Below are 18,294 nucleotides of genomic sequence, written 5' to 3' on the forward strand. Positions count from 1 at the left end.
TGGAAGACGGCCTGATCAAGGTGGTCTCGCCGATCGACGACACGCCGGCATCGAAGGCAGGCATTCTCGCCAACGACATCATCACCCAGCTCGACGACGAGCAGGTGCAGGGCCTGACCCTGAACCAGGCCGTCGAGAAGATGCGCGGACCGGTCAACACCAAGATCCGGCTGAAGATCATCCGAAAGGGCAAGGACAGTCCGATCGAGGTGACGCTGGTGCGCGACAACATCCGCGTCCGTTCGGTGCGCGCCCGCGTCGAGCAGGACGACATCGCCTATATCCGCGTCACCACCTTCAACGAGCAGACCACCGAAGGCCTGAAGCGCGAGGTCAACAATCTCGCCAACCAGATCGGCGCCGACAAGCTGAAGGGCTTCATCATCGACCTCAGGAACAACCCGGGCGGCCTGCTCGAGGAAGCCGTCACCGTCTCCGACGCGTTCCTCGAGCGCGGCGAGATCGTCTCCACCCGCGGCCGCAATGCCGAGGAGACGCAGCGCCGCGCCGCGCATGCCGGCGACCTCACCAAGGGCAAGCCGGTCATCGTGCTGATCAATGGCGGCTCGGCCTCGGCGTCGGAAATCGTCGCCGGCGCATTGCAGGACCACAAGCGCGCGACGCTGGTCGGTACGCGCTCGTTCGGCAAGGGCTCGGTGCAGACCATCATCCCGCTCGGCAGCGGCAACGGCGCGCTGCGGCTCACCACCGCGCGCTACTACACGCCGTCGGGCAAGTCGATCCAGGCCAAGGGCATCGTGCCCGACATCGAGGTGCTGCAGGACGTGCCGGACGAATTGAAGGCGCGCACCGACACCAAGGGCGAGGCTTCGCTGCGCGGCCATCTGAAGAACGACGGCGACGAGAAGACCGGCTCGCAGTCCTACGTCCCGCCGGACGCCAAGGACGACAAGGCGCTGAAGACCGCGGCCGACCTGCTGCATGGCATCAAGGCCACCGCCACCGGGCCCACGACCACCGACAAACCTCCCACCAAGGCGGCGAACTGACGCTTTCGGTCATCGAGATTTGCGAAAGGGCGGCCTGCGGGCCGCCCTTTCATTTTGGCGGATGAATTCAGTCCACGATCATTCTGACCCGTACCGCCACGGCGCCGTGGAACCGCCGCGATTTGGCCTTGCCGTGGTATCTTCGCGGGCGGTGATTCGGGGAGATTGATGGCTGAAGCGGCCGATGATCTGAGCACACCGCTCGGACAGGGAACGGTTGCGCGGAAGCGGCGCCGGTTCCGCCTGCCGTTCACGGCGATGCAGGCGCTCGCCATGCTGCTCGGCCTGTTTCTGGTCGGCTTCATCGGCTTCGCCCTGTTCACCGACGACCCCTTGGGAGGTGAGCCGAAGGCGAGGATCGTGCTGCGCCAGCCCGCTCCGGAGGCCGAGAAGGCGGCTGCGGCGCCGCCCTCGGCTGCGGGCGACAAGGCGCCGGCCAAGCAGCAGGCGGCCCCCGGCGGGCAACAGACCGTCACCATCATCGACGGCTCCAGCGGCAAGCGGCAGGATTTCGTGGTCGGCGGCGATGCTGCCAAGGGCGGCGGCGAGGCGGCGGCCGTTCCCATGGCCGGCATCGACCAGCGCCTTCTCGAGAAAGGCCGCTACGGCATGATCCCCGTGATGGCCGACGGGCTGAAGCCGTTCACGGTCTATGCAGCCGAGGCCGACCGCGCCAGGGCCGCCAGGATGCCGGTGGTGGCCGTGGTGGTCGGCGGGCTCGGCGTCGGCGCCGCCAAGACGGTGGACGCCATCATGAAGCTGCCTCCGGCGGTGACCCTGGCCTTCACGCCCTACGGCGCCGATCCCACCAAGCTCGCGGAGCGGGCGCGGGCGCAGCGGCACGAGATCCTGCTGCAGGTGCCGATGGAGCCGTTCGACTATCCCGACAACGACCCGGGGCCGCAGACGCTGCTGTCGACGCTCGGCGCCGAACAGAATCTCGACCGGCTGCACTGGCACTTCAGCCGCTTCCAGGGCTATGCCGGCATTGCCAATTTCATGGGCGCGCGCTTCGTGGTGTCGGACAACGTCATGCAGCCGGTCGTCCGCGAGGCGGCCAAACGGGGCCTCGGCTATTTCGACGACGGCTCGGCGCCGCGCAGCGTCGCGGCCTCGCTGGCGGCGGGCCAGGCGATGCCGTTTGCCAAAGCCGACCTCACCATCGACGCCGTTCCCACCACGCTCGAGATCGACCGCGCGCTGGCGAAGCTCGAAACCATCGCAAGGGAGCGCGGCACTGCGGTCGGCATCGCCTCGGCGCTGCCGATTTCGATCGAGCGGCTTGCGGCCTGGAGCAAGGCCCTGGAGGGCCGCGGCATCATGCTGGTGCCATTGACAACCGCGATGCTGAAATCAAAATCGAACTAGGCATGATCCGCACCGGATCGGCCCGTAATCAGGCCGTTGGCCGCATCTGCAAGGTCCCCTGGCTTTGCCTGTCTGATAGTCTGGAGCCCTGACGGAATGGCGCGCTACGAGGATCTGCCCTACCGGACCTGCGTCGGCATGATGTTGCTCAACCAGGACGGGCTCGTCTTCATCGGACGGCGCGCCAGCGGCGTCGAGCATGTCGATGACCACCATGTCTGGCAGATGCCGCAGGGCGGCGTCGATCCCGGCGAAAACACCTGGGAGGCCGCCAAGCGCGAGCTCTACGAGGAGACCAGCATCCGTTCGGTGGAAAAGCTCGGTGAAGTCCCGGACTGGCTGATCTACGACATCCCGCGCACCATCGCCGGGCGCGCCTGGAAGGGCCGCTATCGCGGCCAGCGGCAGAAATGGTTCGCCGCACGCTTCACCGGCAAGGACAGCGAGATCAACGTCGAGAGTCCCGGCGGCGGTCACAAGGCCGAGTTCGTCAGCTGGCGCTGGGAGCCGATGAAAAACCTGCCGCAGCTGATCATCCCCTTCAAGCGGCCGGTCTATGAGCGGGTGGTGAAGGAATTTGCCAGGCTTGTGGGGAAGTGAAGCCCTCCGAGAAACGCTATCGCCCCAACGTCGGCGTCGCGCTGTTCAATGCCGGCGGCCGCGTGCTGATCGGCCGCCGCTTCAAGGACGACGGGCCGGAAATCATCCTGCCGGGGCTGGAATGGCAGATGCCGCAGGGCGGCATCGATGCGCAGGAGGATCCGCGGACCGCCGTGATGCGCGAGCTTTGGGAGGAGACGGGTGCGGTCTCCGCCGAATATCTCGGCGAGACGGACTGGATGACCTACGAATTCCCGCCCTACGACGGACCGGCCTCGCACCGCCTCGCCGGATTCCGCGGCCAGCGGCAAAAATGGTTCGCGCTGCGCTTCACGGGATCGGAGAGCGAGATCGATCCGCTGACCCCGCGAGGCGGCCAGCCCACTGAATTCGATGCCTGGCGCTGGGAACGGCTCGACCGGGTCGCCGATCTTGTGGTGCCGTTTCGCCGCGAGGTGTATCGAACGGTGGCCGGACTGTTCGCCAAATTCGCTGGGGACTAGGCGCGCAACCTTTTGCACCCGCACGGCGCTGGATCAAAAATCGCGAAAACAACCCCATGCAAAGTAGGACAGTGCCCGGCGCCTCCGTTCGCTAACCCAGCTAGAGCGAGATGAAATTCGGTTACGCGGCATCGGAAGCACCTCTCCCCGCTCTTTTGCGGGGAGAGGTGAACCCCCGATGCCGCGCCAGCTCAACCTGATCTCGTCACGGTCTAATTCGACCCGACCGCGAACGGGCCGATCGCGATGACATGGCAGCTGTCGGACTTGACGCAATTGGCGAGGGCTTCGTTGATGGCGTTCTGCTCGGTTGCGGCTCTCACCGACACGCCGGGACGGCCTGCGGCGCCGACGGCGATCGCATTCCAGCCGGACGTGGCCTCGGCAAGCTTGCGCACGACGCCATCCCGCGCTGCCGGGGCGATCGCGGCGGCGGGCGTCATCTCCAGCTTGGTGAAATAGAGAAAGCCGCCGACGCCGATGGCCGCGAGACTGACCACGGTCACCGCCAGCGGCCACATCCAGTTCGGCGGCGCCGATGCCCCGGCGGGCTTCTTCACCTGCGGTTTGGCGTAAGTGCCGTCCTCACGCCGCATCGCCACCAAGAAGGCGTGCACGGGGTTCGGGATGTTCTTGACTTCCTGCGCGCCGATGTCGGCGAACTGCACCGACAGCTTGTTGGCGACCTGCTCGTGCACGGCGCGCGACACGCAGATGCCGCCGACTTCGGCGAGGCTCTCCAGGCGCGCGGCGATGTTGACGCCGTCCCCTAAGAGGTCGCCGTCGCGCTCGACCACGTCCCCGATGGTGATGCCGATGCGGAACGCCATCTGCCGGCTCGGCGGATAGGCCATGTTGCGGGTGCGCAGGCTCTCCTGGATGTCGATGGCGCAGCGAACGGCCTCGACGGCGCTGGGAAATTCCGCCAGCACCGCATCTCCGGCAGTGTTGAAGATGCGCCCGCGGCACTTGGCGATGAAATCGTCGGTCACCTGCCTGTAAGAGGCAAGCCGGCGCAGCGTCTCCTCTTCATCCTCGGCGACGAGTCGGCTGTAACTGGCAATATCGGCCGCAAAAATCGCCGCGATCTTGCGCTTAATGAAAGGCAGCCCTGGCAATAAATTGCCTGCAGAATGCCGCCAGTCGACGTCACGCGCAACGGCCCAAGGAGGGCTGATGACCGGCGCCGGAGACTGATCGGATTGGACTTTTCGCAACCGGCGGACGTCACGCCCGCGAATGCGCCGTTCCGAAAAACGAGCCGGGGCTCAATGCATGGCCGTGGACTGGAGCTGGCCCTGGATGCTCTTGAATTGATCGAGCCGCTCGATGGCCTGATCGAGCTCGTCGCCCTCGTGCTCCTTGAGCTTCTCTTCCATCTCCGCGATGGTCTCGGCAAACTTGGCGCGATCGAGATCCTCCATCGAGGTCGCGACGTCGGCGAGCACGGTGAGGCCCTTGTCCGACACTTCCGCAAGCCCGCCGAGCACGATGATCTTCTCGTGCCGACCGCCGACGCTGACGGTCAGGATGCCGGGGCGGACTGCCGCGACGACCGGCGCGTGGCCGGCGAGCACGCCGAAATCGCCTTCCATGCCGGGAATGTCGACCTGATCCACCTCGCCGGAGAAGGCGAGCTTTTCAGGAGAGACGAGATCGAAGTGGAAGGTGGCCATGGTCTATCCGCTTTTTCCATCGTCACCCGCGGGCTTGACCCGCGGGTCCATCAAACAAAAACTTCTCTTTCGATGGATTGCCGGGTCTCAGTGCAAAGACGCGCTTCGCGCTTTCGCCCGGCAATGACACATCAGAGTTAGGCTGCCTCGGCGGCGAGCTTCTTGCCCTTCTCGACCGCCTCTTCGATGGTGCCGACCATGTAGAAGGCGGCTTCCGGCAGGTGGTCATACTTGCCTTCGCAAAGGCCGCGGAAGCCCTTGATGGTGTCGGCGAGGTCGACGAACTTGCCGGGCGAGCCGGTGAAGACTTCGGCCACGAAGAACGGTTGCGACAGGAAGCGCTCGATTTTGCGCGCGCGCGCCACCGCAATCTTGTCCTCTTCGGACAGCTCGTCCATGCCGAGAATGGCGATGATGTCCTGCAGCGACTTGTAGCGCTGCAGCACCTGCTGGACCATGCGCGCGGTCTGATAGTGCTCCTCACCGACGACGAGCGGCGAAAGCATGCGCGAAGTCGAGTCGAGCGGGTCGACCGCCGGGTAGATGCCCTTTTCCGAGATCGCGCGCGACAGCACGGTGGTGGCGTCCAAGTGCGCGAACGAGGTCGCCGGCGCCGGGTCGGTCAAGTCGTCGGCCGGAACGTAGATCGCCTGCACCGAGGTAATCGAGCCCTTGTGGGTGGTGGTGATGCGCTCCTGCAGCGCGCCCATGTCGGTGGCGAGTGTCGGCTGATAGCCCACCGCCGAAGGAATACGGCCGAGCAGCGCCGATACTTCCGAGCCGGCTTGCGTGAAGCGGAAGATGTTGTCGACGAAAAACAGCACGACCTGGCCCTGGTCGCGGAAGTGCTCGGCGACGGTCAGGCCCGTGAGGCCGACGCGGGCGCGGGCGCCAGGCGGCTCGTTCATCTGGCCGAACACCAGCGCGCATTTCGACTTCACGCTCGGGTCGGGATTGTGCGGATCGGCGTTGACCTTGGACTCGATGAACTCGTGATAGAGGTCGTTGCCCTCACGGGTACGCTCGCCGACGCCGGCGAACACGGAGTAGCCGCCGTGCGCCTTGGCGACGTTGTTGATCAATTCCTGGATCAGCACGGTCTTGCCGACGCCGGCGCCGCCGAACAGGCCGATCTTGCCACCCTTCGCATACGGAGCAAGAAGATCGACGACCTTGATGCCGGTGACGAGAATCTCGGCTTCGGTGGACTGGTCGGTATAGGTCGGCGCTTCCTGGTGGATGGCGCGCCTGCCTTCGGACTTGATGGGACCGGCTTCGTCGATCGGCTCGCCGATCACGTTCATGATGCGGCCGAGCGTGCCGTCACCGACGGGAACCGCGATCGGCTGGCCGGTGTCGGTGACTTCCTGGCCGCGCACCAGACCTTCGGTGGCGTCCATCGCGATGGTGCGGACGGTCGATTCGCCGAGGTGCTGCGCGACTTCGAGGACCAGGCGGTTGTTGCCGTTCTTGGTCTCCAGCGAGTTGAGAATGGCCGGCAGGTGGCCTTCGAACTGCACGTCGACGACGGCGCCCATGACCTGGGTAACGCGACCGATCTGGTTGGCTGCTGTAGCCATGTGACTGTCTCCTTCGATCCGAATTTCGTGCCCGGTCAGACTGCTTCTGCGCCGGAGATGATTTCGATGAGTTCCTTGGTGATCTGGGCCTGACGCGTGCGGTTGTAGACCAGCGTCTGCTTGCGGATCATTTCGCCGGCGTTGCGGGTGGCGTTGTCCATCGCGCTCATCTGCGCGCCGTAGAACGAGGCGTTGTTCTCGAGCAGCGCGCGGAAGATCTGCACCGCGAGATTGCGCGGCAGCAGGCGGGCGAGGATCTCGTCCTCCTCCGGCTCGTATTCATACGACGTCGCCGAGCCATTGCCGCCCTCGCCGACCACCAGCGGGATGACCTGCTGCGCCGTCGGAACCTGCGCGATGACGGACTTGAACTGCGAGTAGAACAGCGTGCAAACGTCGAATTCGCCGGCCTCGAAGCGGGCCAGCACTTTCTTGGCGACGTCCTCGGCGTTGACGAAGCCGAGCTGGCGCACGCTGCGCAGGTCGATGTGCTCGACGATCTGCTTCTCGAAGGTGCGGCGGAGCTGCTCGTAGCCCTTGCGGCCGACGCAAAACAATTTGACTTCCTTGCCCTGCGCGATCAGCGACTGTGCGTGCTCGCGGGCAAGGCGAACGATCGCCGAGTTGAAGGCGCCGCACAGGCCGCGTTCGCCGGTGCAGACCAGCAGCAGGTGCACCTGGTCCTTGCCGGTGCCGGCGAGCAACGCCGGCGCGCCGGGCGAACCCGCGGCCGCGGCGGCGATGTTGCCGATGACGGCTTCCATCTTGGTGGCGTAAGGCCGGGCCGCTTCGGCCGCGGTCTGCGCGCGGCGCAGCTTGGAGGCCGCGACCATCTGCATCGCCTTGGTGATCTTCTGCGTCGCCTTGGTCGAGGCGATGCGGACCCGCATGTCTTTCAGTGAAGCCATTCTTCGTTCACCCCGGCGACCTACCGTTCGAGCAGGCCGCAAAACCCTACTTTCGTCATGCCCGGCCTTGTGCCGGACATCCACGTCTTTCTTTTCCACGTCCAAGACGTGGATGGCCGGGACATCTGCGCTAAGACGCGCTTTCGCGCTTTAGCCCGGCCATGACGGCATCATGCAAACGACTTGGCGAAACCTTCGACCACCGACTTCAGCTTGGCGGCGGTGTCGTCGGTGAGATCGCGGCTGTCACGGATGTTGTTAAGCAGATCGGCGTTCTTGCCGCGCAGCACCGACAAAAGGCCGTCCTCGAAGGCCTTGATCTTGTTGACCGGCAGCGGATCGAGATAGCCGTTGGTACCGGCCCAGATCACGCAGACCTGCTCTTCCATCTTCAACGGCGAGAATTGCGCCTGCTTCAAAAGCTCGGTCAGGCGCGAGCCGCGGTTGAGCAGGCGCTGGGTCGAGGCGTCGAGGTCGGAACCGAACTGGGCGAACGCCGCCATTTCGCGGTACTGCGCCAGCTCGCCCTTGATCTTGCCTGCGACCTTCTTCATCGCCTTGGTCTGCGCCGAGGAGCCGACGCGCGACACCGACAGACCGACGTTCACCGCCGGGCGGATGCCCTGGAAGAACAGGTCGGTTTCCAGGAAGATCTGGCCGTCGGTGATCGAGATGACGTTGGTCGGGATGTAGGCCGACACGTCGTTGGCCTGGGTTTCGATGACCGGCAGCGCGGTCAGCGAGCCGGAGCCATGCTCCTTGTTGAGCTTGGCGGCGCGCTCGAGCAGGCGGGAGTGCAGGTAGAACACGTCGCCCGGATAGGCTTCGCGGCCCGGCGGACGGCGCAGCAGCAGCGACATCTGGCGGTAAGCGACGGCCTGCTTGGACAAGTCGTCATAGATGATCACGGCATGCATGCCATTGTCGCGGAAGTACTCGCCCATGGTGCAGGCGGTGAACGGCGCGATGTACTGCATCGGCGCCGGGTCGGATGCGGTGGCGGCGACGACGATCGAGTATTCCAGCGCGCCCTGCTCTTCCAGCACCTTGACGAACTGCGCGACGGTCGAACGCTTCTGGCCGATCGCGACATAGACGCAATACAGCTTGATGTTCTCGTCCGGCTGCGCGTTGAGCGGCTTCTGGTTCAGGATGGTGTCGAGCGCGATCGCGGTCTTGCCGGTCTGGCGGTCGCCGATGATCAGCTCGCGCTGGCCACGGCCGATCGGGATCAGGGCGTCGATCGCCTTCAGGCCCGTGGCCATCGGCTCGCTCACCGACTTGCGCGGAATGATGCCGGGCGCCTTGACGTCGACGCGCATGCGCTTGTCGGCCTGGATCGGGCCCTTGCCGTCGATCGGGTTGCCGAGCGCGTCGACGACGCGGCCGAGCAAGCCCTTGCCGACCGGGGTGTCCACGATGGCGCGGGTGCGCTTGACGGTCTGGCCTTCCTTGATCTCGCGGTCGGCGCCGAAAATCACGATACCGACGTTGTCGGTTTCGAGGTTGAGCGCCATGCCGCGGGTGCCGTTCTCGAACTCGACCATTTCACCGGCCTGGACGTTGTCCAGACCGTAGACGCGGGCGATGCCGTCACCGACCGACAGCACCTGTCCGACTTCGGTAACTTCGGCTTCCTGGCCGAAATTCTTGATCTGGTCCTTGAGGATCGCGGAAATTTCCGCCGCGCGGATGTCCATCAGCCTGCCTCTTTCATCGCGTGCTTGATCGAATTGAGTTTGGTGCGAAGCGAACTATCCACCATGCGGCTGCCGAGCTTGACCACCAGGCCGCCGATAATGGAAGGATCGATCTTCACGTTGAGCGCGACGTCCTTGCCCGTCACCGATTTCAGTGCGGCCTTCAGCGCGTCGAGATTCTTGTCATTGAGCTGTTCGGCGACGGTGACCTCGGCGGTCGCCTCGCCCCGGAACTTCGCCACCAGCGCGCGGAAGGCCCGGATCACGTCCGACACCGCGAACAGGCGCCGGTTGGCGGTGAGCACTTTGAGGAATTTGGCCGACGTGCCCGTCATGCCGGCCTTGTCGAGCACCGCGGACAGCGCCTTCAACTGCATGTCGGCGGAAAATACCGGGCTGCGGACCAGGCGCTTGAGGTCGGCGCTGTCGGCCAGCATGGCTTCGAACTTATCGAGATCGGCCTTGACGGCGTCGATGGATTTTTCATCCCGCGCCAACTCGAACAAGGCCGTTGCATAACGACCGGACACCCCGGAAACCGACGGATCTTCTGCAGCCACAGCGCGCTCTTTCAGCTGTCAAATTCGCAAGGGAAAAACCGTCGCCACACAGCGGCGCCTAGCGATCCAAGCCCTTGGAATTCAAGCGGGACTTCGATTTTCGACCGGCAAAAGTCTTTGCCGGGATCGTTAAAATCGCGGCTTAGCTAGCATGGCGAGCGCGCAGGTGCAACATGACGCGCGTGTGATCGGAAGCCCTGCCCCGTCGCAGTTTTCCAGCCCGCGGCAAGCAACGCTTTGGCCCTGCGAAACTCACTTGGGGAGCACCGTCCTCGCCGCCGGTCGCGGGCACCGTCAGCCAAGCCCGCCATCGTTCCATGCCACTTCCGGGGAGCTGCCAAGCCGGAACGAAGCCGGGGTCCACCTGCACTTGGCGTTTTACTTCGACACTTCTTCGCAGTGCAGCATTCGCCCGATCTATACAGTAATTCCAAGTATAAAATTGGTTAAGTATTCGTTAAGCCGAAGAGTTACGGAATTTTCCGTAGTCCTACCTATTAGTAACAAGATGTTTCAGCCCGAGATAATCTGGCTTTACTGCCCAATTCATGCCGCATTGCGAAAGGAAACGGCTACCCAACGCAACTGGGACGGGGGTTCCACTGTCACAAATGTGGCAATACTATCAAGGGACTATAGTATGCTGAAGACCAACAAGTCGGCGCCGGGAGCAACCCGGTCGCTCTCGGCGACTGCGCTCATCGCCGCAACTATCCTGGTCGGGGGCCTTGCTGAAGCCTCCGCGAAATCGAAGAAGCATCACCACCGCCACCACGCCAGCTCGAGCTGGAAGGACGCGAACGCGGCCATTCCGACGGGCTCCGGCGGCTTCGCGGGCGTCGCCTCGTTTTACGGCAACGAGTCCGGCAGCAAGACCGCTTCGGGCCAGCGCTTCAACGAGAACGACATGACGGCCGCCCACCGGTCGCTGCCGTTCGGCACCAAGCTGCGCGTTACCCACAGGGGCAGGAGCGTCGTCGTCACGATCAACGACCGCGGCCCCTTCATCAAGGGACGCGTGCTCGATCTCTCCAAGGGAGCCGCGCGTGCGGTCGGCCTGACCTCCTCCGGCGTCGGCCACGTCACCGCCGAGGTCATGTAGGCCTCGCCACGCCGACAAGCTCCGTTTTCCGAATACGCCCCCGGTTCGGTAAGCGTTGCGTTGCGTAAGGCCGCAGGAAACTGTGTGCTTCAAGAGAGCCTGCCGTCGCCAATGACGGCGGGCTTTTTTTGTTGCGGGAGCCGCCCGCCTCAAACACCGTCATTGCGAGGAGCGAAGCGACGACCCTTCTCCGCTTGCTCCGCAAGCTACGCAGGGCTGGGAGTCCGCCGAAGCTCGGAGAGCGAAGGCGGAAGCAATCCAGCTTTCCTGTAGCGGCAAAGCTGGATTGCTTCGCTTCGCTCGCAATGACGGCGGGGGACGTTACGCCTTACAGAAAGCTCTGCGGATCGACATCGACCTCGAGCTTGAGGTTGCCCTTCGTCTTCGGCCCCGCCGCCAGCCATTCGCGCAAATATTCCGACAGGTCGACATTGCGCAGCGACTTCACCAGCAGGCGAAAACGGTAGCGGCCCTTGATCACCGCGAGCGGGGCTTCGGCCGGACCCAGCACCTGGATGCGCTCGTCGAGCGGGGCGATGGACACCAGCTTGCGCGCAAAGCCTTCCGCGGTGGGGCGGTCGCCGGCGGAGACGATCAGGCTCGCCAGGCGGCCGAACGGGGGATAGCCGGCGCGCTCGCGCTGCTCGATTTCGCTGGCATAGAACGCCTCGCGATCGCTCGCGACCAGCGCCTTCATCACGGGATGCTCGGGCTGGTGGGTTTGCAGGTAGCCGACACCGCGGCCCTGGTCGCGGCCCGCGCGGCCGATCACCTGGTTGAGCAGCTGGAACGTGCGCTCGGCGGCGCGCGGATCGCCGTTGCTGAGGCCGAGATCGGCATCGACCACGCCGACGAGATTGAGCCGCGGAAAATTGTGCCCTTTCGCCACCAGCTGGGTGCCGATGATGATGTCGACGCGGCCCTCGGCGATCTCGTTGAGCTCGGTGCGCATGGTCTCGATCGAGGTGATGAGGTCGCTCGACAGCACCATGGTGCGGGCATCCGGGAACAGGCTGGCGGCCTCCTCTTGCAGGCGCTCCACGCCGGGGCCGACCGCAACGAGCGATTCTTCCGCCGCGCAGTTCGGGCAGACATGCGGGCGCGGCATCGAGAAGCCGCAATGGTGACAGACCAGGCGCTGGCGAAAGCGGTGATCGACTAGCCAGGCGTCGCAGATGGTGCAGGCGAAGCGATGTCCGCAGGCGCGGCACAGCGTCAGCGGCGCATAGCCGCGGCGGTTGAGGAACAGCAGCGCCTGCTCGCGCCGCTCCACGGCAAGCTGGATTTGCTCGGCCAGCCTGGGCGAGATGAAGCGGCCGCGCGGCGGCGGCTCGCGCCTGAGATCGATGGCCTCGATATGCGGCATGTGCTGGCCGCCGAAGCGCGAAGGCAGCGCCACGCGCTGATAGCGGCCCTTGCGCGCGTTGACCTCGCTCTCGACCGAGGGTGTTGCGGATGCGAGGATGATGGGAATTTTCGCGATATGGGCGCGCACCACCGCCATGTCGCGCGCGTGGAAATGCGCGCCGTCATCCTGCTTGTAGGCCTGGTCGTGCTCTTCATCGACGACGATGAGGCCGAGATCGGCATAGGGCATGAACAGCGCCGAGCGCGCGCCGACAATCACCGGTGCCTTGCCTTCGGAGATCGCCGCCCAGTTGCGCGCGCGGGTGCGCGGCGTCAGCTCCGAATGCCATTCGATCGGACGTACGCCGAAGCGGCGCGAGAAGCGGTCGAGGAACTGGCCGGTCAGCGCGATCTCCGGCATCAGGATCAGCGTCTGCTTGCCGCGGCGGATGGTCTCCGCGATGGCCTCGAAATAGACCTCGGTCTTGCCGGAGCCGGTGACGCCGTCGAGCAGCGCGACATGGAAGCTGCCATTGGCGGCGAGCGTGCGCAGCATGTCGACCGCGCTGCGCTGGTCGCGCGTGAATTCCGGCTGCGCGCAATCCGGATCGGGCGGCGGAGGCGGTGGCGGCGGTGGCATCACCTCGACCGTCAACGTGCCTTCATCGACGAGGCCGTCGATCACGCCGGTGGAGACGCCGGCCTCGCGCGCGACCTCCGACTTGCCATGCAGCAAGCCGTCGGAGAGCACCTCGATGACGCGCCGCCGTGCCGGCGTCATGCGCCGCGGCGGCTCGCCGACGAGGCGCACGCCCATGCGCGCCCGCTCGGGGCCGAGATTCTCGCCCATCCGCAGGGTCATGCGCAGCACCATGCCGCGGGCCGAGAGCGTGTAATTGGCGACCCAATCGACGAGCGCGCGCAGCTCGGCCTTCAGCGGCGGCACGTCGAGCTTTTCGCCGACGTCCTTGAGGCGATTGTGCAGCCGCGGATCGGGGTTTTCGTTCGGCGCCCAGACCACGCCGATCACCTCGCGCGGGCCGAGCGGAACGGCGACGACGTCGCCGGCTTCCAGTTCCATGCCCCGGGGCACGCGATAGGAATAGGTCTGGTTCAGCGCGACCGGCACCAGCACGTCGACTACGCGGGTCGAGGTGGCCGAGGGACTGGTGCGCGTGGTGTGGTCCATCGAGATAAGTCGCCGCCTTAGCGAAGGGTAAAGGAAGAAGGTGCGATATAATCAGGAGAATCACGGCGTCGATACCCCCAGATCTTCCGCAAGCAGAGCCCAGGGCAAATTGGCGAAACCAGACCCAGCCATTGCAGAGTTTGCGCTCGAATGCGCCGACAGCTCCATCGCGCGCGAGATCGTACACTGGCAAAAACATCTCGGCGCAGAGCGTCGGCTGTCGCCGAAGACGCTGGAAGCCTACGCCCGCGACATCAGGCAGTTTCTGGCCTTCCTCGCCGAACACCGCGGCAGGCAGGTGACGCTGAAGAACTTTGCCGCCATCGAGGCCAGCGACGTCAGGGCCTTCATGGCGATGCGGCGCGCCGACGACATCGCCGGCCGCTCGCTGATGCGGGCGCTGGCGGGCCTGCGCTCGTTCGGCCGCTTCCTCGAGCGCGAGGGCAAGGGCAAGGTCGGAGCGCTCTCGGCCATACGCGCGCCGAAGGTCGGCAAGAGCCTGCCCAAGCCGATCCAGATGGCGGCGGCAAAACGTCTGGCCGACGCCGACGAGCGCGCCGGCGAGGAGCGCGATCCCTGGATCCTGGCGCGAGACGCCGCCGTGATGGCGCTGTTGTACGGCTCGGGCCTGCGCATCTCGGAGGCGCTCGGACTGAAGCGGCGCGACGTGCCGAAACCCGGCGAAGGCGACGTGCTGGTCGTCACCGGCAAGGGCAACAAGACGCGGATGGTGCCGGTGCTGCACAACGTGCTGCACCTGATCGAGGACTATGCTGCGATCTGCCCCTGGTCCTTGTCGCCGGCCGGGCCGATGTTCGTCGGCGCGCGCGGCGGACCCTTGAGCCCACGGATCATCCAGCTGGCGATGGAGCGGCTGCGCGGCGCGCTGGGACTGCCCGACAGCGCCACGCCGCATGCGCTGCGGCACTCCTTTGCCACGCATCTATTATCCCGCGGCGGCGACCTGCGCGCCATCCAGGAGTTGCTCGGCCACGCCTCGCTCTCGACCACGCAAATCTATACCGGCATCGACAGCGAGCGGCTGCTGGAAGTCTACCGCAGCGCCCATCCGCGCCGCTGACATATCCCCGTCACACGGCTGACCGCACATCCTAGCGTTGACGTGTTTTCCTGACGCGAACCGGTGCCCATCCCGCTTGAAAACACTATGGCACCCCCTTGCGCGCGCCACATTGTTCGGCCAATCGTGGCGCGACGCATTCACCTGGAGGGATTTATGGGCGCACATGAGAGCATGGAGCACGCGGAGCATGCCGAACACGCTTCCAGCTCCAACAGGAACATCGCATTGCTGATTGCGGTGATTGCCCTGTTCCTGGCGCTGTCGGAAATGCTCGGCAAGGGCGCGCAGACCGAATCGCTCAGCAAGAACGTCGAGGCGTCCAACCTCTGGGCCTTCTTCCAGGCCAAGAGCATCCGGCGCACCCAGATCCAGACCGCGGCCGAACAGGGCAAGCTCGCGCTCGGCACCACCACCGACGAAGCCGCCAAGGCCGCGCTGGCCAAGCAGATCGACGACTGGACCAAGACGGCGGCGCGCTACCGCAACGAGCCGGACACCGGCGAGGGATCGGAGCAACTCGCCAAGCGCGCCAAGCAGGCCGAAGCCGCGCGCGACGTGGCGACCGACAAGTACCACCATTACGAATATGCGTCCGCGATGTTCCAGATCGCCATCGTGCTGGCGTCGGCGACCATCATCACCGGCATGATCTGGCTGGCCTGGCTGTCGGGCGCGCTGCTGCTGGCGGGAATCGCGATGGGCGGCTTCGGCCTGTTCTGGCCGCATCTGCTGCACGCGCTGCATCTGCATTGAGCAAATAGAATCGTAGGGTGGGCAAAGGCGCACTTGCGCCGTGCCCACCTTCCTTGGCACCGACGCAAGAAAGGTGGGCACGCTTCGCTTTGCCCACCCTACGGCTCTGGAATACTGGATCGCCCGCTTGAAGCGGGCGATGACACCGCTAGCTACCGCGCCTCGTGCACGCGGCGGCGGAAGCGGGCGATCAGGCGCAGCGTGCGGGCCGACCAGCCTTCGCCGTCGCCGCGCAGGATTTCGCGGATGCGCTGCTTGATCGGCGCGACCAGCGCCTTCGCCTTCTCGCGCAGCATCATGATGAAATCGTAGGTCACCTCGAACCAGCGCATCTCCAGGAGTTTCTCGCGCGTCACGTCGAAGATGAAGGCGGTGATGCCGACGCCGGCAAACTTGGCAAACACGAGGACGAAGACCGCTGTCGCCCAATACTCATGCGCGAGCAGCCACAGCCCGAACAGCTTGAGCGGAAACAGCGGAATGACGGGCACCGCGAAGACGATCAGCGTCATCGCCGGCGACAACGCGTCGATGCGCTCGGAAAGCCACTGCTTGAATTGGCGCAGCGGAATCCAGGCGACGATCTTCTCGACGATGGGCTCGAGATGATCCCACAGCCATGCCTCGATCAGGAAGATGATCGCAAGCAGGACCCAGAACGGTTGAGCGAGACGACGCAGCATCGATGCAATCCCGACGGCCAGAGTTGCCCCGAGCCGCCTCCGCGGTCACATATGGATGGCGCGCTTGCCGACCGCAAGCGCGGCTTCCTTGATGGCCTCGGAACGGGTCGGATGGGCGTGGCAGGTGCGCGCCAGATCCTCCGCCGAGCCGCCGAATTCCATCAGAACCGCCGCTTCCTGAATCATTTCGCCGGCTTCGCGGCCGACGATGTGCACGCCAAGCACGCGGTCGGTCTTCGCATCAGCGAGAACCTTCACGAAACCGTCGGTGGTCTGGTTGACCTTGGAGCGCCCGTTGGCGGTGAACGGGAATTTTCCGGACGTGTAGGCGATGCCGGCCTGCTTCAGCTCTTCCTCGGTCTTGCCGACGGAGGACACTTCCGGCGTTGTATACACGACGCCCGGGATGACATCGTAGTTCACATGGCCGGCCTGCCCTGCAAGGATTTCCGCGCAGGCCACGCCCTCATCCTCGGCCTTGTGCGCCAGCATCGGGCCCGCGACGACGTCGCCGATGGCGTAGACGCCCTTCACGCTGGTGGCGAAATGCTTGTCGATCTGCACACGGCCGCGATTGTCGAGCGCGACGCCGGCTTCCTTCAAGCCCAAGCCGTCGGTGTAGGGCACGCGGCCGATGCAAACCAGCACGACGTCGGCTTCAATCGCTTCCGCAGCGCCGCCCACCGCCGGCTCCACGCTCGCCTTCAGCGTCTTGCCCGAGGTGTCGACCGCGGCGACCTTGGCGCCGAGCTTGAACTTGAAGCCCTGCTTTTCGAGCATGCGCTGGAATTGCTTGGCGACCTCGCCGTCCATGCCGGGCAGGATGCGGTCGAGGAATTCCACCACGGTGACCTCGGAGCCGAGGCGGTTCCACACCGAGCCGAGCTCGAGCCCGATCACGCCGGCGCCGACGATCAGAAGCTTGCCCGGCACCTTCTCCAGCGACAGCGCGCCGGTCGAGGACACGATGCGCTTCTCGTCGATCTCGATGCCCTTCAGCCGCGCGATGTCGGAGCCGGTGGCGATGACGATATTCTTCGTCTCAACCGTCTGCGCCTTGCCGTCGCTGCCGGTGACCTCGACCTTGCCGGCGCCGAGGATTTTTCCTCTTCCCATCAAGACGTCGATCTTGTTCTTCTTCATCAGGAACTCGACGCCCTTGACGTTGCCGTCGATGCCCTGCTGCTTGAAATTCATCATCGCGGGCAGATCGAGCTTCGGCGCGGAAACGCTGACGCCCATCTTGGCAAAGGAGTGCGCGGCTTCCTCGAACATCTCGGAAGCGTGCAGCAGCGCTTTCGAGGGCATGCAGCCGACATTGAGGCAGGTGCCGCCGAGCGTCGCATTCTTCTCGACCACGGCGACCTTCATGCCGAGTTGCGCCGCGCGAACTGCGCAGACGTAACCGCCGGGTCCGGTGCCGATGACGACGAGATCGTAAGCCATGATGGAAGTCCTGATAGCTGAGGGAGGATAATCAGCGCCCGCCGGAGACGTCGAGGATCGCGCTGGTCACATAGGAGGCCTCGTCCGAGATCAGCCAGACGATGGCGTTGGCGATTTCTTCCGCCGTGCCGACGCGCTTCATCGGCACCATCGGCGCGAGCCGATGGGCGCGGTCGGGCTCGCCGCCGGAGGCGTGGATGTCGGTGTCGATCAGGCCGGGCCGGATCGCGGCGACGCGGATGCCCTCGCCCGCCACCTCATAGCCGAGCCCGAGGGTGAAGGAATCCACCGCGCCCTTGGAGGCGGCGTAGTCGACATAGGTATTGGGTGCGCCGAGCCGCGAGGCGACGGAGGAGAGATTGACGATGACGCCGCCCTTGCCGCCCCGGCGGGTCGACATCCGCTTCACCGCCTCGCGCGCGCACAGGATGCTGCCGGTGACGTTGACCGCCATCATGCGCTGGATGCGCTCGGCCGACATGTCCTCGACCCGCGCCGAGGGCCCGACGATCCCGGCGTTGTTCACCAGCGCGCCGAGCGTGCCGAATTCGTCGGCCGCCTTGAACAGCGCCAGAATGTCCGTCTCATGAGCGACGTCGCACTTGACCGCGATCGCCTTGCCGTTCTTGCGCTCGATCTGCTCGACGACCTCGTCGGCCGCCGCCTTGTTGCTGGCATAGCCGACCACGATTCGGAAGCCGCGCGCGGCGGCGGCAATGGCGGCGGCGCGGCCAATGCCGCGGCTACCGCCGGTGATGACAACGACTTTGTCCGTCACATTCGTC

General features: G+C 65.3%; 16 protein-coding genes and 1 pseudogene. 7 read left to right on the forward strand and 10 right to left on the reverse strand.

Features of this window, described 5'->3' with window-relative positions; genetic code table 11:
• The 4 genes from ACT4OC_RS28580 to ACT4OC_RS28595 all read left to right on the forward strand — a co-directional run.
• On the forward strand, positions 1-1,010 hold a 1,010-nt coding region (locus ACT4OC_RS28580; RefSeq protein WP_444842410.1), incomplete at its 5' end, for a S41 family peptidase.
• A gap of 168 nt (positions 1,011-1,178) precedes the next feature.
• Complete coding sequence (locus tag ACT4OC_RS28585) at positions 1,179-2,378, forward strand: divergent polysaccharide deacetylase family protein (protein ID WP_444842411.1); 1,200 nt, start codon at positions 1,179-1,181, stop codon at positions 2,376-2,378.
• A gap of 96 nt (positions 2,379-2,474) precedes the next feature.
• Complete coding sequence (locus ACT4OC_RS28590; RefSeq protein ID WP_444842412.1) at positions 2,475-2,978, forward strand: RNA pyrophosphohydrolase; 504 nt, start codon at positions 2,475-2,477, stop codon at positions 2,976-2,978.
• The gene (locus ACT4OC_RS28595) at positions 2,975-3,481 is read left to right on the forward strand and encodes an RNA pyrophosphohydrolase (RefSeq protein ID WP_444842413.1); all 507 of its coding nucleotides are present in this window, start codon (positions 2,975-2,977) and stop codon (positions 3,479-3,481) included. The genes ACT4OC_RS28590 and ACT4OC_RS28595 overlap by 4 nt, the downstream gene beginning before the upstream one ends.
• Before the next feature lie 436 nt (positions 3,482-3,917).
• Here the strand turns inward: ACT4OC_RS28595 and ACT4OC_RS28600 are convergent.
• From ACT4OC_RS28600 to ACT4OC_RS28625, 6 genes and pseudogenes are all read right to left on the reverse strand, one after another.
• A pseudogene (locus tag ACT4OC_RS28600) lies at positions 3,918-4,581 on the reverse strand (adenylate/guanylate cyclase domain-containing protein); the annotation flags it as partial.
• 168 nt (positions 4,582-4,749) lie between these two features.
• Positions 4,750-5,157: a F0F1 ATP synthase subunit epsilon gene (locus tag ACT4OC_RS28605; protein WP_444842414.1), complete on the reverse strand. Its 408-nt coding sequence runs from the start codon at positions 5,155-5,157 to the stop codon at positions 4,750-4,752.
• A 137-nt stretch (positions 5,158-5,294) separates the two neighbouring features.
• On the reverse strand, positions 5,295-6,737 hold the full coding sequence (gene atpD / locus ACT4OC_RS28610) for a F0F1 ATP synthase subunit beta (protein WP_444842415.1): 1,443 nt from the start codon (positions 6,735-6,737) through the stop codon (positions 5,295-5,297).
• Between the two features lie 35 nt (positions 6,738-6,772).
• Positions 6,773-7,645: a F0F1 ATP synthase subunit gamma gene (locus ACT4OC_RS28615; RefSeq protein WP_444842416.1), complete on the reverse strand. Its 873-nt coding sequence runs from the start codon at positions 7,643-7,645 to the stop codon at positions 6,773-6,775.
• 170 nt (positions 7,646-7,815) lie between these two features.
• A complete protein-coding gene (atpA, locus tag ACT4OC_RS28620; RefSeq protein ID WP_444842417.1) occupies positions 7,816-9,345 on the reverse strand; it encodes a F0F1 ATP synthase subunit alpha in 1,530 nt (509 codons plus the stop codon).
• Positions 9,345-9,905: a F0F1 ATP synthase subunit delta gene (locus ACT4OC_RS28625; RefSeq protein ID WP_444842418.1), complete on the reverse strand. Its 561-nt coding sequence runs from the start codon at positions 9,903-9,905 to the stop codon at positions 9,345-9,347. The genes atpA and ACT4OC_RS28625 overlap by 1 nt, the downstream gene beginning before the upstream one ends.
• Before the next feature lie 640 nt (positions 9,906-10,545).
• Between ACT4OC_RS28625 and ACT4OC_RS28630 the strand changes: the two genes are divergently transcribed.
• Entirely contained in the window at positions 10,546-11,007 is a 462-nt protein-coding gene (locus ACT4OC_RS28630) for a septal ring lytic transglycosylase RlpA family protein (RefSeq protein ID WP_444842419.1), read from the forward strand.
• A gap of 328 nt (positions 11,008-11,335) precedes the next feature.
• Here the strand turns inward: ACT4OC_RS28630 and ACT4OC_RS28635 are convergent, their stop codons facing one another.
• The gene (locus tag ACT4OC_RS28635) at positions 11,336-13,543 is read right to left on the reverse strand and encodes a primosomal protein N' (RefSeq protein ID WP_444842420.1); all 2,208 of its coding nucleotides are present in this window, start codon (positions 13,541-13,543) and stop codon (positions 11,336-11,338) included.
• Positions 13,544-13,673: 130 nt separating this feature from the next.
• On the opposite strand from ACT4OC_RS28635, the gene ACT4OC_RS28640 reads away from it, so the two are divergent.
• Together ACT4OC_RS28640 and ACT4OC_RS28645 are read left to right on the forward strand one after the other, a co-directional pair.
• Positions 13,674-14,624 carry a tyrosine recombinase XerC gene (locus ACT4OC_RS28640; RefSeq protein ID WP_444842431.1) on the forward strand — a complete coding sequence of 317 codons (951 nt, stop codon included), beginning with the start codon at positions 13,674-13,676 and terminating at the stop codon, positions 14,622-14,624.
• Between the two features lie 156 nt (positions 14,625-14,780).
• A complete protein-coding gene (locus ACT4OC_RS28645) occupies positions 14,781-15,380 on the forward strand; it encodes a DUF4337 domain-containing protein (protein ID WP_444842421.1) in 600 nt (199 codons plus the stop codon).
• A gap of 152 nt (positions 15,381-15,532) precedes the next feature.
• On the opposite strand, the gene ACT4OC_RS28650 is transcribed toward ACT4OC_RS28645, so the two are convergent.
• From ACT4OC_RS28650 to ACT4OC_RS28660, 3 genes are read right to left on the reverse strand one after another with little or no spacing between them, the layout of a single operon-like run.
• On the reverse strand, positions 15,533-16,063 hold the full coding sequence (locus tag ACT4OC_RS28650) for a hypothetical protein (protein WP_444842422.1): 531 nt from the start codon (positions 16,061-16,063) through the stop codon (positions 15,533-15,535).
• A gap of 45 nt (positions 16,064-16,108) precedes the next feature.
• A complete protein-coding gene (gene lpdA / locus ACT4OC_RS28655; protein ID WP_444842432.1) occupies positions 16,109-17,512 on the reverse strand; it encodes a dihydrolipoyl dehydrogenase in 1,404 nt (467 codons plus the stop codon).
• A 28-nt stretch (positions 17,513-17,540) separates the two neighbouring features.
• Complete coding sequence (locus tag ACT4OC_RS28660; RefSeq protein ID WP_444842423.1) at positions 17,541-18,287, reverse strand: SDR family oxidoreductase; 747 nt, start codon at positions 18,285-18,287, stop codon at positions 17,541-17,543.
• Positions 18,288-18,294 lie beyond the last annotated feature (7 nt).

Source organism: Bradyrhizobium sp., from assembly GCF_052389815.1.
Lineage (GTDB): Bacteria > Pseudomonadota > Alphaproteobacteria > Rhizobiales > Xanthobacteraceae > Bradyrhizobium.

Excerpts from the sequence above, each read along its gene's own strand:
- atpD (WP_444842415.1), bottom strand. The coding sequence starts at position 6,737 with ATGGCTACAGCAGCCAACCAGATCGGTCGCGTTACCCAGGTCATGGGC.
- ACT4OC_RS28605 (WP_444842414.1), bottom strand. The coding sequence starts at position 5,157 with ATGGCCACCTTCCACTTCGATCTCGTCTCTCCTGAAAAGCTCGCCTTC.
- ACT4OC_RS28635 (WP_444842420.1), bottom strand. The coding sequence starts at position 13,543 with ATGGACCACACCACGCGCACCAGTCCCTCGGCCACCTCGACCCGCGTA.
- ACT4OC_RS28615 (WP_444842416.1), bottom strand. The coding sequence starts at position 7,645 with ATGGCTTCACTGAAAGACATGCGGGTCCGCATCGCCTCGACCAAGGCG.
- atpA (WP_444842417.1), bottom strand. The coding sequence starts at position 9,345 with ATGGACATCCGCGCGGCGGAAATTTCCGCGATCCTCAAGGACCAGATC.
- ACT4OC_RS28645 (WP_444842421.1), top strand. The coding sequence starts at position 14,781 with ATGGGCGCACATGAGAGCATGGAGCACGCGGAGCATGCCGAACACGCT.
- ACT4OC_RS28630 (WP_444842419.1), top strand. The coding sequence starts at position 10,546 with ATGCTGAAGACCAACAAGTCGGCGCCGGGAGCAACCCGGTCGCTCTCG.
- ACT4OC_RS28590 (WP_444842412.1), top strand. The coding sequence starts at position 2,475 with ATGGCGCGCTACGAGGATCTGCCCTACCGGACCTGCGTCGGCATGATG.
- ACT4OC_RS28650 (WP_444842422.1), bottom strand. The coding sequence starts at position 16,063 with ATGCTGCGTCGTCTCGCTCAACCGTTCTGGGTCCTGCTTGCGATCATC.
- ACT4OC_RS28585 (WP_444842411.1), top strand. The coding sequence starts at position 1,179 with ATGGCTGAAGCGGCCGATGATCTGAGCACACCGCTCGGACAGGGAACG.